Below are 16094 nucleotides of genomic sequence, written 5' to 3' on the forward strand. Positions count from 1 at the left end.
GCCGCCCCCGATCCGACCAGGGGTGTCGCCGACCTCGCACGGATCGGCCCGGGGACCGCCCGGGGCGGCTCACCCCGGCGTGACCAGTCGCGCCTCGTAGGCGAACACCGCCGCCTGGGTGCGGTCCCGCAGGCCCAGCTTGACCAGGACGCGGCTCACATGGGTCTTGACGGTCGACTCGGCGACCACCAGCCGCTCGGCGATCTCCGCGTTCGACAGGCCCTGCGCGATCAGCACCAGCACCTCCGTCTCCCGCTCGGTCAGCTCCCCGTACGCCGCCTGCGCGGTGGCCGCCAGTCGCGGGGGCTCGGTCAGCTTCGAGAACTCCGTGATCAGCCGCCTGGTGACCGAGGGGGCGAGCAGCGCCTCGCCGGCCGCGACCACCCGCACCCCGTCGGCGAGCTGCCGCGCCGAGGCGTCCTTGAGCAGGAACCCGGAGGCCCCGGCCCGCAGCGCCTGGTACACGTACTCGTCCAGGTCGAACGTGGTCAGCACCAGCACCTTCGCCGTGCCGTCCGCGGCGACGATCTCCCGGGTCGCCTCTATGCCGTTCAGCTCCGGCATGCGGATGTCCATCAGTACGACGTCCGGGGCCAGTTCGCGTACCCGCTGCACCGCGTCGCGGCCGTTGACGGCCTCGCCGACGACCTCGATGTCCGGCATCGCGTTCAGCAGGACCGAGAAGCCCTCGCGCACCATCATCTGGTCGTCCGCGATCAGCACCCGGATCGTGCCCGTCCTCATGCGCCGCCCTCGTCGTCGTCCGCGGGCCCGACCACCGTGGCGACCGGCAGGAACACCGCCACCTCGTACCCGCCGCCGGCGGCCGGGCCCGCCGTCATCTCGCCGCCGAGCATCGACACCCTCTCCCGCATGCCGGTGATGCCGTGTCCGGATCCGGGCGAGGGCTTGAGCAGGGACGGCTTGGGCGGCGGGCCGTTGACTATGCGCAGGGCCAACCCGCCGAGGACGTAGCCGATCTCGACGCGGGCGCTCGCGCCGGGCGCGTGCCGCAGGGTGTTGCTCAGGGCCTCCTGGACGATCCGGTACGCCGACAGCTCGACGCCCTGCGGGAGTTCGCGCACCGCGCCCATCGTGGTCCTGTCCACCGCCAGACCGGCCTCCCGCACGTTCGCCAGCAGGGTGCCGAGGTCGGCGAGGGTGGGCTGCGGGGCGTCGGGGGCCTCGTAGTCCTCCGCGCGGACGACACCGAGGACGCGGCGCAGCTCGGTGAGGGCCGCCACCGCGTTCTCCCGGATGGTGGCGAAGGCCTTCTCCAGCTCCGGCGGCGGGTTCTGCACCCGGTAGGGGGCGGCCTCGGCCTGGATGGCGACGACCGACATGTGGTGGGCCACGACGTCGTGCAGCTCACGGGCGATCGTGGTGCGCTCCTCCAGCAGGGTGCGGCGGGAGCGCTCGTGCGCGGTCACCGTCTGCTGGGCGGTCACCTCCTGCTCGGCGTCCTTGCGTATGTGCCAGACGGTGACCGCGAGGAGGGCGAGCGCGGAGAGGACCAGCAGGGGCGCCGAGTTGTTGCCGTAGGCGTAGCCGAACAGCGCGTCGGCGAACACGGCGTAGAACGCGGTGGCCGCCCACATCCACGCGGCTGTGCGTGGCCGGGTGCGTATCGCCACCACCGTGAGCACCGTCAGGTGCGCGATGTAGCTGCCGGGCTGCCACGGCCACGTCGTGTAGCTGCCGACGAGCCACGCCGAGACCATGGCCGCCATCAGGGAGACCCAGAACGCTCCGACCGGGCGGGTCAGGGTGAGCAGCACCGGGGCGAGGGACAGCAGACCCACCACTGGGGCCGCCCCGCTGCCCGAGCCGCTCGCCCAGCCGACGAACAGCGCCAGCAGGCCGGCGCCCGCCACCATGGCGTGCGGCCTCCAGGCCGCGTAGGGACGGAGGCGGCCGGGCAGCCGCCGGGACAGCGGGCCGTCGACACTCACGGGCCGCAGCGGACGGTAGGCGAAGGCGTCGTGGAACAGCCCCTCCCGCAGCCCGTGCAGAGCCTTCGCGGCGAGCTTGTACTCCGGGCTGCGCGGCTTGTACGGGCTGAAGGCGCCGTCCGGCGTCGCCTGCTGCGTCTGTGTCGTCTCGGTCACGCTGAAAACGGTAGGCGCAGGCGGCGGTCGCGGTCGTCCCCTGTGAGAGGGGTCCTTCGCGGTCCGTCTCAAGTACTACGGGTATCGACCCGCTGCCCGCGTTCAGTACCCGGCGGGGCGGACCAGTCCCGACTCGTAGGCGAACACCGCCGCCTGAGTGCGGTCCCTGAGGCCCAGTTTCACCAGGATGCGGCCCACGTGGGTCTTCACGGTCTGTTCGGCGACGACGAGATGCCCGGCGATCTCCGCGTTGGACAGGCCCTGCGCGATCAGGGCGAGCACTTCCGTCTCGCGTTCGGTCAGTACGCCGATCCGCGACTTCAGCGGGGCGCGCGGTGTGTCCTTCAGCCGGGAGAACTCCGCGATCAGCCGGCGCGTGATCCCCGGTGCCAGCAGCGCGTCGCCGGCCGCGACCACCCGGACCGCCTCGGCGAGTTGGTCCGCGGACGCGTCCTTGAGCAGGAAGCCGGACGCGCCGGCGCGCAGCGCCTCGTACACGTACTCGTCCAGGTCGAAGGTGGTGAGCACCAGGACCTTCATGTCCGGGGTGGCGGTCGTGATGCGGCGGGTGGCCTCGATGCCGCCGAGCTCGGGCATGCGGATGTCCATCAGAACGACGTCCGGGGAGACTTCGGCGGCCCTGGCGACGGCGTCCAGGCCGTCCACCGCCTGGCCCACCACCTCGATGTCCGGCTGGGTGTTGAGCAGCACGGTGAAACCCTGACGGACCATCTGCTGGTCGTCGGCGATGAGTACGCGGATGCTGCCGCTCGTCATGGAGTGTCTTCTCCTGTCGTGGACGGTGAGCCGGGAGCGGGTCCGGCGTCGGGGCCGACGTCGGGACCGGTGCCGCCGTCGGGGCCGGAGCCGGGGCCGGGGCCGGCGGGCGCGCCGGACGGTTCGACGTGGACGACGAGGGTGTCGGCCGGGTCGGTGTAGATGACGGGCAGGCGGGGTGGGCCGACCCCGGTCACGGGCGCGATGCCGTCGCGGGGGAGGAAGGCCGAGACCGTGAAGCCGCCGTGCAGTGTCCTGACCGCTGTGACGTGACCGCCCAGCATGGCCGCCCGCTCGCGCATGCCGAGCAGGCCGTGCCCGGCGCCCGGGGAGGGCTGGACGGGCTGTCGGGGGCGGGAGTTGGCCACGCCCAGGAACAGGCCGTCGGGAACGTGCGTGACTTCCACGCGGACCGTCGACCCCGGGGCGTGCCGCAGGGCGTTGCTCAGGGCCTCCTGGACGATGCGGTACGCCGACAACTCCACGGCCGGCGGATACGGCCGGCGCTCGCGCCGCGAGTCCTCGGTGTCCATGGTGACCGTCAGACCGGCGGCGCGGGTGTTCTCGACGAGCGCGCCGAGACGGTCGAGGGTGGGCTGCGGGGCGTCCGGGGCGGCCCTGGTGCCGGGTTCACCGAGGCCGTACGGGTCCTCGGGGTTCTCCGAACGCAGCACGCCGAGCACCCGGCGCAGTTCGGCGAGCGCCTCCAGCGCGTTCTGCCGGATGCCGTCGAGGTTCTCCTTCAGTTCCGGCGAGGGGTCCCGCGTGAGGTGCGGTGCCACCTGCGCCTGGATGGAGATCACCGACATGTGGTGGGCGACCACGTCGTGCAGCTCACGGGCGATACGGCTGCGCTCCTCCAGAAGCGTGCGGCGGGCCCGCTCCTCCGCGGTGAGCGTGGTCTGCTGCACCAGTTCCGCACGGGCCTCACGGCGGCCGCGCAGGGCCGTGCCCAGCACCACCACCACCGCGAACAGCGCCGTCGCGAGAACACCGGTGGGCTGGTAGTACGCCGCGCCCCACGCGCCCTGGAGGACATAGGTGAGCAGCGCGGTCAGGGCCAGCGCCTCCGCCGCGACCCGGGTGCGCACCCGCAGGGCGAGCAGCAGCAGGACGAACAGGTGGGCGATGATCCCGGAAGCGGTCCACGGCCAGGTGAAGTCGTTCGCCACGCGGGCGAGCAGCCGGCCGCGCAACGCCACCGCCCCCAGCACCGTGGCCGCCGTCGACAGCCACCACGCCGGGATGGGCCGCCACAGGGCGAGCGCCACCGCACCGGCCTGTCCGAGCGCGATGAGGAAGACGTACCCGAAGGCCAGCCCCCCGTCCCCCTGGAGTTGGGCCGCGGCGGTCAGCAGCACCACGAACGCGACCAGCCATACGATCCCGTGCGGCAGCCAGCGCAGCCAGACGGACGGGGGCAGCGGATCCAGCCGTGCGGTCCACAGGTCGTCGCGCAGCACCCGCAGTCCATGCCTGACGCGGCTTTGCCATCGCATCACGCGCCCACTTTAGGGTCTGGCGTGTGGGCCGCCCCGGGACGATGAGACCGGACCACCCGGGAACGGCGCCGGCCACCGCCCTGCTCACAAGTGCGGAAAGCGGCCCAGCAGACGGTCAGGGCGAGGGCGAAGACCGGGAGCCAGGCCAGCCGGGCGGCCACCCAGCCGAGGTCGTCGGGGAGCGTGTGCAGACCCGGGACGCGGCCGGCGAACAGGCCCATGGCGGTGGTCGCCATCAGGGCCGTCTGATGCCAGAGGAAGATCGTCATCGCGGAGAGGTTGACCAGGGCCACCGCCGCCCAGGCGAGCGGGCGGCACATCGCGCGGCGCAGCCGCTCGCGCAGGAGCAGGGCCAGGCCGCACTGGGCCAGGCCGAAGGTGACGGCCGCCAGGGTCGGCGGGTTGAGATTGGAGACCGCGGCCCCTGGGACGCCGACCATCGACGCCGGGTAGCCCGCCCAGGCGACGAGGGCCGCGGTCGCCGTCGCGCCGCAGGTCAGCAGGATCCAGCCCGCGCGGCGGCGGTCCAGCTCACCGCGGGTCCACGCCGCGCCCAGTGTGTACGGCACGAGCCAGCCTGCCGGCAGGTTCAGCCAGCCGAGCCAGGAGGGGGCGCCGAGGCCGAAGCGAAGGAGGTCCACGTGCAGGACGACGGCCAGGGGCCACAGGGGACTGAGCCGGGTGAGCAGGGGGGTCGCCGCCGTCAGCAGGGCGAAGACCAGGAGGAACCACAGGGGGGACAGAGCCAGCTTCACGAGGGTGCGGACCGTGTCGGGGTCCGCGCCGGTCAGGAGGAGGGCGGTGGCGGTGACCGTCCAGAGGGCCAGTACGGCCGCGACCGGCCTGAACAGCCGGGACAGGCGGGCGCGGAGCCACCGCGGGTAGCTGGTCCCGCGGGCGCGGGCCGAACGGTAGCCGAGGGTGGCGACGTGCCCGCCGACGAGGAAGAACACGGCGAGGGTCTGGAACGCCCAGGAGACCGGGACCAGGGCGGGCAGGTAGTGGAGGGGACTCGCGGTGCGCAGGGTGGGGTGGGGCTGGGTGCGGGTGTCCGCGACCAGGGCCGTGACCAGCCAGTGCCCCAGGACCACGCCGAGGATGGCGACGGCTCGCAGGGCGTCCACCGCCCGGTCCCGGTGCGGTGGGGTCTGGATGTGGAGGCGGTCGGCGGAGGCTCGTACGCGGGTGAGTACCGGTGTGAGGCGGTCAGTCACCTTGCACCTCGTTCGTGGCGCCCAGGACGATCCGGGCCAGGTTGGTCAGTGACGGGGAGCCGGGCGCGAAGTAGGCGCTGTGGCCGCCGCTTCCGGCCGTGAACCGGCGGGCGCCGAAGGCGGGATCCATGGGGTCGGTGCCCAGGCCGACGGTCGTGCCGAAGAGGTCGGCGTGGACGTGCGGCACGTTCGCCACCCAGTCGCCGGTGCCGCGGGCCGCCCAGACCCGGGCCCGGGTGTTCAGCGCGGACACGGAGTCCGCGCCGGTGCCGGGGCTGCCGATGAGGGCGATGTCGTTCACGTCCAGGCCTGCCGCGGCGCGCCCGCACACCACCGAGCCGTAGGAGTGGCACACCAGGGTGATGTGCGGCGCCCGCCCCGCCACGGCACGCAGGTCGCGTATCAGCTCCCGCAGGTGCGGGGCCGCCTGTTCGGCGCGGCCCGTGGTGAGCACCGAGGTGCTCACCGTGCCCGGCGTCTCGTAGCCGAGCCAGGCGACGACCGCCGGGCGCGGACCGGCCGCGCTCTCGCGGCCGAGTTCCTGGTAGAGGGCGAGTGCGCCCTTGCGGAAGCGGTCGTAGGTGTCCAGGGAGGTGTCGGAACCGGGGACGAGGACCGCTGTGCGGTCGGCGTGCGCCAGGTCGCCGAACACCTCCGTCACGCGGCCGGAACCGCGGCCGTCGAAGGAGAGCAGATGACGGGAGGGGGACGCCAGCGCGTGGTCGACGGCCGCGCGGTGCGTGTCGCCGTGCGCCGCGGCCATGCCGGAGGCGCGGGCCGCGTCGGCGCGGTTCGCCCCGTAGGCCGCGTCGAGGGTGGTCCGGGTCAGGGGCGCGAGAACCGCCGGGGCGGGCGCGGGGATCCGGGGACGGGCCGCGGCCGACAGAGGCACCACCACGGCGGCCATGACGAGGAGGGCGAGCAGCGCCCGCCGCCGGCGACCGGTCTTCGTCCCGATCCCCGGCACCATCTCCCGCCCGGCACGCGGGCCCGCCGCGGTCCCGGCACTCGGGCCCGCTCCCGGCCCGGCACCCGGACCGACACCCGGACCGGTCTCCGAGGTCGCGTTCGCGCCGCGCGGCCGCGGGCCCCACCACGAACGGGCCGCCGAGCCCGCGTTCGAACCCGCACGCAGCCCCTCGTTCGAACCCGCACGCAGCCCCGCGTTCGGACCCGCGACCGCGACCGCACCCCGGTCCGGCCCCGACCCCACGCCCACGCCCACGCCCACGCCCGGACGCTCGACCACGCCCGCAATCGAAGCCGCACCCGAACCGACCCCCGAACCCGCAATCGGAGCCGCACCCGCACCCCGCCTCGCGGCTATGCCCCGGCTCTCCCGTCCACGCCCCACGGCTCATCCCCTCCGGCTCCGACCGGCCGTCGGGCCGGTCCGGAAGGGAAATTACGGATCCGGAGCAGTAGCTCGCGTCACGCCAGGGAGGTGTTCGCGGCCGTAGCTCTCAAGTACTACGGGTACGACCCGCACCGGGTTGCCCGGCCGAAGTCACCACGCCAGCTGGGCGATCTCCTCCGCCACCACCGCGCACGCGTCGGCCGCCGGGTCGATCAGGGGGAAGTGGCCGACCTCTCCCAGGAGGGTCAGGCCCACCACCTCGCCCGCCTTCGCCGCGGCATCGGTGTAGGACTCCGCGACCACCTGCGGTACGACCAGGTCGTCGCGCCCCTGGACAAGGGTCGTGGCGATGCCGGTCGGCAGCAGCAGAGCCGGGTCGGCGTAGGGCTGCCGCTCGACGAACCCCTCTTCTCCGCCCAGCAGTTGACGGGCCGCCCCGCCGCACACGTCCAGCTTCTCGGCGACCGCGAAGTCGGCGATGGGGGCGAGTGCGACCACGCCCCGCAGCGGGGCGGGACGGTCCGTGCGCCAGGGCGCGTCCGCGGGCAGGACGTGCCGGGCCGCCGCCCACAGGGCCAGATGGCCGCCCGCCGAGTGTCCGGAGAGCACCGTGCGCCGCGCGTCGGCCTGCGGGAGCGCCTCCCGGGCCAGCGCGGGCAGCGCGTCGAGCGCCGCCGCCACGTCGTCGAACGTGTCCGGCCAGCGGCCGGCGACCGGGTCCTCGCCCGGCGCCGCCGGGGCGACGCTGCCGCGCCGGTACTCGACGCAGGCCACGGCGAAGCCCCGGCGGGCGAGGAAGTCCGCGAACGGGGTGATGTGGCGACGGTCGTACGGGGCCCGCCAGGCACCGCCGTGCAGCACCACCACGAGCGGGGCGAGCGGGGCAGGCGGGGAGGACTCCGCGGAGCCGCCCGCCCCGCGCGGGCGGTAGAAGTCGACGACCTGGTCGGGGTGGTCGCCGTAGGCGGCCGTGCTGTCGGGTGCGACGGGCGCGTGCGAGAAGACCGACTCCTCCTCCGCTGCGGCGCGCGCGGCCGCGTCACGGCCACCGGTGTTCCCCGGTTCCGCGGCGGTGGGGGTTCCCTCCGCACGCTCGGACGCGAGCGCTCGGGGGACGGGGGCGTCGGCTTCCGGCATGCTCCAACCTCTCAGCGGTGAAACGGTTTTGGCGGTCCGGGAAGGAAATCAACCGGCCGTTGGCCGGGACGGTATCAGGCCGGTGACATGCGCCGACATGGGGATGTCACGCTGGGTGAGGCTGAACGGTTCTGCCGCACGATCCGGGACCGTGCGGCAGGAGACCTCCGTTCCGGTACGCCCGTGGGAGCCGGGCGTACGGCGGTTCAGTCGGCCAGCACCTCCGCCAGCACCCGCGCCGCCCGCTCGACGTCCGCGAACCCGACGTAGAGCGGGGTGAAGCCGAAGCGCAGGACGTCGGGGTGCCGGAAGTCGCCGACCACCCCGCGTTCGATCAGCCGCTTCATCACGTCCCCGGCGTCCGGGCAGCGCAGGGCCACCTGGCTGCCCCGCTCCTCGTGGAGCGCCGGGGTCAGGGACTCCACGCGTCCGGCGGGGACGTACTCGGCGACGCACTCCAGGAAGAAGTCCGTCAGCGCCAGGGACTTGGCGCGTACGGCCTCGATCGGCACCCCGTCCCAGACGTCCAGCGCCGCCTCCAGGGCGAGCAGGGAGAGGATGTCGGGGGTGCCGACCCGGCCGCGGAGCGCGCCCGCCGCCGGTTCGTACTCGGGCCGCATGCCGAAGGGCTCGACATGCGAGTTCCAGCCGGGCAGCGGGGAGTCGAAGCGGTCCTGCACATCGCGGCGGACGTACAGGAACGCAGGTGAACCGGGGCCACCGTTCAGGTACTTGTAGGTGCACCCGACCGCCAGGCGGACTCCGTGCCCGTCCAGCCCCACCGGCAGGGCCCCCGCACTGTGGCACAGGTCCCAGACGGCGTACGCGCCCGCCGCGTGCACCGCGGCGGTCAGGGACGGCAGGTCGTGCAGCCGGCCGGTGCGGTAGTCGACGTGGTTCAGCAGGACCGCGGCGGTGCGCGGGGTCAGCGCCCCGGGCACCTCGGCCGGCGTCACCGGGCGCAGCGCGCAGCCCGTCATCCGGGCCGCCGACCCCGCGATGTACCCGTCCGTGGGGAACGTCGTCGCGTCGACCAGGATCTCGTCCCGGTCACCGCCGTCGCTCTCCTCCCGGGCCATCCGGACCGCCGCCACCAGCGCCTTGAACACGTTGACGCTGGTCGAGTCGCCCACCACGACCTGGCCCGGCGCGGCCCCGACCAGCGGGGCGATCCGGTCGCCGACCCGCTCGGGCGCGGTCCACCAGCCGCTCTCCGTCCAGGAACGGATGCGCAGCTCGCCCCACTGGCGGCGTACGACGTCGGTGATCCGGCCCGGGACGTCCGCCGGGAGCGCGCCCAGCGAGTTGCCGTCCAGGTAGACGCCCCCGTCGAGGACGAACCGGTCGCGGAGCCCGGCGAGTTCGTCGGCGGCGTCCAGCTTCTCCGCCCGGATGGTCGACTCAGACATGGGACCTCGCCGTCCACAGCTCGGGGAAGACGTTCTTCCGGGCCCGCTTCTCCAGCCAGGCCACCCCGGCGGAGCCGCCCGTGCCGGGCTTGGCGCCCATCGCGCGGCGGGTGGCAACGAGGTGGTCGTTGCGCCAGCGCCACACCAGTTCGGCGACATCGGTCAACGCCTCGCCGAGCCGGGCGAGTTCGTCGTCCTGGTCACCGGAGTAGAGGGCCGCCCAGACCGCCTCGACCTCCTCGCTGGGCTCGTAGCGCAGCGACACGTCACGGCGCAGCACCGCGTCCGGGACCGCGTGCCCGCGCCGGGCGAGCAGCCGCAGCACCTCGTCGTACAGGCTCGGCTCGTGCAGCGCCTTCTCCAGTTCCGCGTGGGCGCGGGGGGCGCCGCGGTGCGGGACGAGCATCGAGGCGGACTTGTCGCCGAGCAGGAACTCCATGCGGCGGTACATCGCCGACTGGAAGCCGGAGCCCTCGCCGAGGGCGCCGCGGTAGCTGTTGAACTGGGCCGGAGTGAGTGCGGCGAGCGGCTTCCAGGAGGCGTTCAGCGCCTGAAGCTCCCGTGCGGACCGCTTCAGCGCGGCGACCGCCGTCGGCACGTCGTCCGAGCGCAGGGCACTGGCAGCGGTCTCCCACTCGTGGACGATGACCGTGAACCACAGCTCCATCACCTGGGTGGTGACCAGGAAGACCATCTCTCCGGGATCGTCGGAGAGGGTGTGCTGGAGGTGGGTGAGCACGTCCGCCCGGACGTAGTCCTCGTACGGTGTCGTGCCTGCGAAGTCGAGATGCGGGGTCTCGGGCTCAGGGACCTCAGCGGGCTGAGGGATCGGGTGAGCCGGTTGGGACATCGCTGTCTCCTGTTGTACTCCGGGTAGCGGTCCGCCCCTGCCGATGCCGGCACGGGGGCCCCGGTCCCCACCGGCATCCTGCGCATCACGTGGACAGATCGCAAGGCCCGCCCGGTCGCACGGGCGGACCTCACACTCGTACGGGGTCAGCCCAGCGTCCGCGCGGCCGCCTCCGAGGAGTCCTTCAGGAACTGCGTGCAGCGCTCGTACTCCGCCTGCTCGCCGATCGTCTGCGCGGCGCGCGCGAGGGCGTGCAGGGCGCGCAGGAAGCCGCGGTTGGGCTCGTGCTCCCAGGGGACCGGACCATGGCCCTTCCAGCCGCTGCGGCGCAGGGCGTCCAGACCGCGGTGGTAGCCCGTACGGGCGTACGCGTACGACTCCACGGCCGCCCCCCGCTCGAAGGCGTCGTCGGCCAGCTGTGCCCAGGCCAGCGACGACGCCGGGTACCGCGCCGCCACCTCGGCCGGCGAGGTCCCCTTCGCGAGGAGCTCGCGGGGCTCGGGGTCGTCGGGGAGGTGCGTGGGCGGCGGACCGCCCAGGAGGTTCTCGTGAATGGTCATGGGGTCCAGTCTGCTGCATGGTCCGTGATCGGTGACGGCCGCTCCCGGCCGTCGTGGAACGGCCCCTTCCACGGCTCACGAGGCCGGACCGGTACCGGTTGCCGCAGCACCCCCGCGGCCCGTCTCCAGCGGCGGTGTCGTCACGCTGCCGTGGGTGCGGCACTCGGGCCTGCGGCAGCCCGGAGCAGGGCGGCGGACGGTCGTGAAGGCGAGGACCGCCCCCACCACCAGGACCGCCGCGCAGATGGGCATGGCCCGGCGGAAGGCGGCGTCGAAGGCGTCCGCCGAGCGGTACGCCTCCGGGCCCATCCCGGCCAGCAGCGGGAGGGCGGCCACCGCGATCAGGCCGGCCGCGCGGGCGGCGGCGTTGTTGATGCCGCTGGCCAGTCCGGCGCGGGAGGTGTCCACCGAGGCGAGCACGGTGGCGGTGAGCGGGGCGACCAGGGTGACCATCCCCGCGCCCATGACCAGCAGGGCCGGCAGCACGTCCGTGAGGTAGTCAGCCCCCTTGCCGACCCGCAGCATCAGCAGCAGCGCCACCGCGCACAGCAGCGGCCCGGCGGTGAGCGGCAGGCGGGGCCCGATGCGGTCGGCGAGGGCGCCCGAGCGGGCCGAGAACAGCAGCATGAGGGCGGTCGTGGGGAGCAGGGCGGTGCCCGCCTCCAGCGGTGAGTAGCCCGCCACCACCTGGAGTTGCAGGGCGGTGAGGAAGAAGAAGCCGCCGAACGCCGCGTACACGCACAGGGTGACCAGGTTGACGGCGGTGAACTGGCGGGAGGCGAAGATGCCCGGCGGCATCATCGGATCGCGGCGGTGCTTCTCCACGTACACGAAGGCGACGGCCGCGAGCACGCCCGCGACGGCAGTCAGGGCGACGGCCAGGGTGCCGTTGCGGGCCTCGATCAGGGCGTACGTCACCAGAGCCAGGGACAGGGCGCCGAGGGCCGCGCCCAGGACGTCGAAGCGGCCGCGGGCGGTGCCCCCACTGGACTCGGGGACGTGGCGCACCGCGATGGGAGCGCAGACCAGGGCCAGCGGGACGTTGAGCAGGAACACCCAGCGCCAGCCGGGCCCGGCCACCAGCCAGCCGCCGAGGAACGGGCCGACGGCCGCGCCGATGCCGCCGAATCCGGACCACAGGCCCACGGCCCTGCCCCGGTCGTCCGGGTGGAAGGAGGCCTGGATGAGGGCGAGCGAGCCGGGGGTGAGGAGGGCGCCGCCGATCCCTTGCAGGGCGCGGGCGCCGACGAGGATGCCCGCGTTCGGGGCGAGGCCGCACAGCAGGGAGGCGGTGGCGAACCAGACGACGCCGAGCACGAAGATCCTGCGGCGGCCGTAGCGGTCGCCGAGCGAGCCGCCGAGGAGGATCAGACCGGCCAGGGTGACCATGTACGCGTTGACCGTCCACTGGAGCGCGGCGAGGTTCGCGTCCAGGTCGCGGCCGATGCGGGGCAGGGCGACGTTGACGACGGTCGAGTCCAGCATGGCCATGCTGGAGCCGAGCACGGTGGTGAGCAGGATCCAGCGCCCGGTGGGGCTGGAGATCCTCACGGCGGGGGCGTGCTGTGCGGTGACAGCCATGAGGGGATCATCCCGCGCCGGCCGGCTCCGGGCCAGAGGAACGGACGGGCGGCCCGCGGACGGACGGACTGCCTGAGGACGGACGAACGGACGACGGGCCCGGTGCCGAGGCACCGGGCCCGTCGCGGGGAACCGGGAGTTACTTGATCTTCGTGCCGGTCGAGCGGAGGTTGCCGCAGGCCTCCACCACGCGCTTGGCCATCGACGTCTCGGCCAGCTTGCCCCAGGTGCGCGGGTCGTAGGTCTTCTTGGAGCCGACCTCGCCGTCGACCTTGAGGACGCCGTCGTAGTTCTTGAACATGTGGTCGGCGACGGGACGCGTGAAGGCGTACTGGGTGTCGGTGTCGATGTTCATCTTCACCACGCCGTTCTCCAGCGCCGTGCGGATCTCCTCCTCCGTGGAGCCGGAGCCGCCGTGGAAGACGAAGTCGAACGGCTGGCTGCCGGCCGGGCGGCCGAACTTCGCCGCGACGCCCTCGTTCAGCTCCTTGAGCAGGTCGGGGCGGAGCACGACGTTGCCCGGCTTGTACACGCCGTGCACGTTGCCGAAGGACGCGGCCAGCAGGTAGCGGCCCTTGTCGCCCAGGCCCAGGGCCTCGGCGGTGCGGATCGCGTCGTCGACCGTGGTGTACAGCTTGTCGTTGATCTCGTGGGTGACGCCGTCCTCCTCACCGCCGGTCGGGGTGATCTCGACCTCGAGGATGATCCTGGCGGCGGCGGTGCGGACGAGCAGCTCCTGGGCGATCGCCAGGTTGTCGGCGAGGGTCTCCGCGGAGCCGTCCCACATGTGGGACTGGAACAGCGGGTTGCGGCCGCCCTTGACGCGCTCCTCGGAGATCGCGATCAGCGGACGCACGTACCCGTCGAGCTTGTCCTTCGGGCAGTGGTCCGTGTGCAGCGCGATGTTGACGGGGTACTTCTCGGCGACGATGTGCGCGTACTCGGCCAGGGCGACGGCGCCGGTGACCATGTCCTTGCTGTACTGGCCGCCCAGGAACTCCGCACCACCCGTGGAGATCTGGACGATGCCGTCGCTCTCCGCCTCCGCGAAGCCGCGCAGGGCCGCGTGCAGGGTCTGGGAGGAGGTGACGTTGATGGCCGGGTAGGCGAACTTGCCTGCCTTCGCCCGGTCGAGCATCTCGTTGTAGATCTCGGGGGTTGCGATGGGCATCTGTCCGCTCCTTGTATGTGCGGGGTGCGTTCTGCGTACTTACGGCCCTGACCTAGGGAGTGACGTCATCGTCGGCCCCATCTTCGCAGACGTTGACGGATGTGTCGGACACCCTGCCCGGCCGGTGGACGACCGGGTCGCGCGACGAGGACTCGGGGCCGTCTCAGTCCAGTCCCAGGTCGTCCTTCGAGTACGCGAAGACGTACGGCACACCGGCGCCCTCACTGATCTTCTCGGCCGCGCCCGTGGCCCGGTCGACGATCGTCGCCACGGCGACCACCTCGGCGCCGGCCTCGCGGACCGCCTCGACGGCGGCGAGCGGGGAGCCGCCCGTGGTGGAGGTGTCCTCCACCACCAGGACGCGGCGGCCCTTGATCTCCGGGCCCTCCACGCGCCGTTGCAGACCGTGGGCCTTGGCGGCCTTGCGGACCACGAAGGCGTCCAGCCTGCGCCCGCGCGCGGCGGCGGCGTGCAGCATCGAGGCCGCGACCGGGTCGGCGCCCATCGTCAGGCCGCCCACCGCGTCGAAGTCGAAGTCGGCGGTCAGGTCCAGGAGCACCTGACCGACCAGCGGAGCCGCCTCACCGTCGAGGGTGACGCGGCGCAGGTCGACGTAGTAGTCGGCCTCCAGGCCGGACGACAGCGTCACCCTGCCGTGCACCACGGCCTTGTCCTTGATCTGCTGCAGCAGCTCGCCGCGAACGTCGCTCATGACAGCCAGCTTAAGCGCGGCGCCAGGTCCAGGTCGTCGAGGCCTCCAGCGGTTCCAGCGGGGTGACCAGGCGCGGGAGGGTGTTCAGTCCGTCGGGCGGTCCGGTCTGCGGTTCCACGCACACGGCGGCCTGCTGCTCGTCGTAGACGACGACCCACTCCTCACGGCTGGACACCCTCAGCTCCAGCTGGCCGGGCCAGGTGAGCGTGACGTCGACGCCGCCGGGCATGCCGAAGCAGTCGTCCCAGGGACCGGGCTTGGGCTCGACGCGGTGACCGGTGGGCAGGTGGTCGTCGCCGCGCTCCTCCTGCCAGGCGGGCCGGAAGTCGACGCGGACGTCCTGGGCGCCGGCGCCCCCGAGGTTGCGGTGGAACCAGGGGTGCCAGCCGATCTGCGCCGGGAACGACGACTCGTACGTCTCCACGGACATCGTCAGGGTCAGGGCGTCCTCGGTCAGGGTGACGGCCTGGGTGACGCGGCCGGGGTAGGGCCACGGGTCGACGAGGTCGTAGGTGATCACCGCCTCGCCCGCCGAGGTGCGGGCGGTGCGCCAGGCGCCGTCGCGGGCGGTGCCGTGGATGGCATGCGGTGGGGAGTTGAGCGGCATCTGGTGGACGGTGGCGCCGTCCCGGAAGCGGCCGTCGCGGATCCTGCCGCACCAGGGGACCATCGGGAAGCAGCCGAACCGCTCTCCCTGGCGGAGCAGTTCGAGGCCACCGACCCGCAGACTCCCGACGCGCCCGCCGTTCCCCGGCTGCACGACCGCTTCCGCGTCGCCCGCGGTCAGCGTGATGTCTTCGTTACTCACCCCACGAGGCTACTTGGCCGATCAAGACGGCGTTCCGCGCCGCGGTCGAGCGGGTGGGCCGAGCGCGGTGGGAGGAACAGACCGGGGCATCACCGGGACGGCCCGGCGGAGACGGCGAGTGGGGCGGGGACGGCGGCGTGACGCCCGCCGGGGCGGCGCCCAGCGACGGCGTCGGAGAGCCCGACCCATGACGATCATGGAGAGTGGGTCGGCAGAAACGGGCGGCGGCGCGGGATCGGGCGCGTAACGGCCACAGGGGCGGAGCCGGACGCCGCTCAGCAACGGCGCCTCAGGGCCCGGCCCACGACGATCACCAGTGCCCAAGACCAGCGCCGCCGCGGGCGCCGCCCAGCGGGGCGTGGGCCCGACGGAGACGGTCAGCGGAACGGGGACGGGGACGGGGACGGGGACGCGCAAGTAAAGGGTGGCCCGACGAAGATGGGCAGCGGAGCGGAGCCCAACGCCCTCGGGCGGGGCCGGGCGTCGCCCGGCGACGGCGCCGCAGGGCCCGGCCCACGACGACCACCGACACCACCACCGACACCACCACCAACACCGCCGCAGGCGCCGCCCAACGAGGCGTGCTCCCGGCGAAGACGGTCAGCGGAACGTGGACAGGGGCCCGACGCCCTCAAGGCGGAGCCGGACGCCGCCCAGCGACGGCGCCGCAGGACCCGGCCCACGACGACCACCAACACCACCACCAACACCGCCGCAGGCGCCGCCCAACGAGGCGTGCTCCCGGCGAAGACGGTCAGCGGAACGCGGACAGGAGCCCGACGCCCTCAAGGCGGAGCCGGACGCCGCTCAACGACGGCGCCGCAGGACCCGGCCCACGACGACCACCAACACCACCACCAACACCGCCGCAGGCGCCGCCCAACGAGGCGTGCTCCCGGCGAAGACCG

The 16094-nt window shown here is 73.6% G+C and carries 14 protein-coding genes; all 14 read right to left on the reverse strand.

What is annotated here, in order from left to right; genetic code table 11:
* Window positions 1–69: 69 nt before the first annotated feature.
* A complete protein-coding gene (locus tag ACWC91_RS29565) occupies window positions 70–744 on the reverse strand; it encodes a response regulator (protein WP_225077019.1) in 675 nt (224 codons plus the stop codon).
* Window positions 741–2108, reverse strand: a complete 1368-nt coding sequence (locus ACWC91_RS29570) for a sensor histidine kinase (protein WP_450642088.1) — start codon at window positions 2106–2108, stop codon at window positions 741–743. The genes ACWC91_RS29565 and ACWC91_RS29570 overlap by 4 nt, the downstream gene beginning before the upstream one ends.
* Before the next feature lie 102 nt (window positions 2109–2210).
* Window positions 2211–2885 (reverse strand): response regulator, encoded by a 675-nt coding sequence (locus tag ACWC91_RS29575; protein WP_225077021.1) that lies wholly within the window; start codon window positions 2883–2885, stop codon window positions 2211–2213.
* Complete coding sequence (locus ACWC91_RS29580) at window positions 2882–4384, reverse strand: sensor histidine kinase (RefSeq protein ID WP_450642101.1); 1503 nt, start codon at window positions 4382–4384, stop codon at window positions 2882–2884. Before ACWC91_RS29580 ends, ACWC91_RS29575 begins: the two co-directional genes overlap by 4 nt.
* Complete coding sequence (locus ACWC91_RS29585; RefSeq protein ID WP_281154870.1) at window positions 4384–5601, reverse strand: acyltransferase family protein; 1218 nt, start codon at window positions 5599–5601, stop codon at window positions 4384–4386. The genes ACWC91_RS29580 and ACWC91_RS29585 overlap by 1 nt, the downstream gene beginning before the upstream one ends.
* Entirely contained in the window at window positions 5594–6571 is a 978-nt protein-coding gene (locus ACWC91_RS29590; RefSeq protein WP_450642103.1) for an alpha/beta hydrolase, read from the reverse strand. The genes ACWC91_RS29585 and ACWC91_RS29590 overlap by 8 nt, the downstream gene beginning before the upstream one ends.
* 537 nt (window positions 6572–7108) lie before the next feature.
* On the reverse strand, window positions 7109–8095 hold the full coding sequence (locus ACWC91_RS29595) for an alpha/beta hydrolase (RefSeq protein WP_450642090.1): 987 nt from the start codon (window positions 8093–8095) through the stop codon (window positions 7109–7111).
* Window positions 8096–8301: 206 nt separating this feature from the next.
* Window positions 8302–9504, reverse strand: a complete 1203-nt coding sequence (gene kynU, locus ACWC91_RS29600; RefSeq protein WP_450642092.1) for a kynureninase — start codon at window positions 9502–9504, stop codon at window positions 8302–8304.
* Window positions 9497–10354 carry a tryptophan 2,3-dioxygenase family protein gene (locus tag ACWC91_RS29605; protein ID WP_225077027.1) on the reverse strand — a complete coding sequence of 286 codons (858 nt, stop codon included), beginning with the start codon at window positions 10352–10354 and terminating at the stop codon, window positions 9497–9499. Before ACWC91_RS29605 ends, kynU begins: the two co-directional genes overlap by 8 nt.
* A gap of 146 nt (window positions 10355–10500) precedes the next feature.
* Window positions 10501–10914, reverse strand: coding sequence for a DUF3151 domain-containing protein (locus ACWC91_RS29610; protein WP_450642093.1), 414 nt, complete (start codon window positions 10912–10914; stop codon window positions 10501–10503).
* A gap of 75 nt (window positions 10915–10989) precedes the next feature.
* Window positions 10990–12495: an MFS transporter gene (locus tag ACWC91_RS29615; RefSeq protein ID WP_450642094.1), complete on the reverse strand. Its 1506-nt coding sequence runs from the start codon at window positions 12493–12495 to the stop codon at window positions 10990–10992.
* 139 nt (window positions 12496–12634) lie between these two features.
* Window positions 12635–13666 (reverse strand): class II fructose-bisphosphate aldolase, encoded by a 1032-nt coding sequence (gene fbaA / locus ACWC91_RS29620; protein WP_225077030.1) that lies wholly within the window; start codon window positions 13664–13666, stop codon window positions 12635–12637.
* A 163-nt stretch (window positions 13667–13829) separates the two neighbouring features.
* Complete coding sequence (pyrE, locus tag ACWC91_RS29625) at window positions 13830–14378, reverse strand: orotate phosphoribosyltransferase (RefSeq protein WP_225077031.1); 549 nt, start codon at window positions 14376–14378, stop codon at window positions 13830–13832.
* 10 nt (window positions 14379–14388) lie between these two features.
* Window positions 14389–15186, reverse strand: a complete 798-nt coding sequence (locus ACWC91_RS29630) for an aldose epimerase family protein (RefSeq protein WP_225077032.1) — start codon at window positions 15184–15186, stop codon at window positions 14389–14391.
* Window positions 15187–16094: the final 908 nt, after the last annotated feature.

The sequence above is a fragment of the Streptomyces sp. NPDC001204 genome, assembly GCF_053598035.1.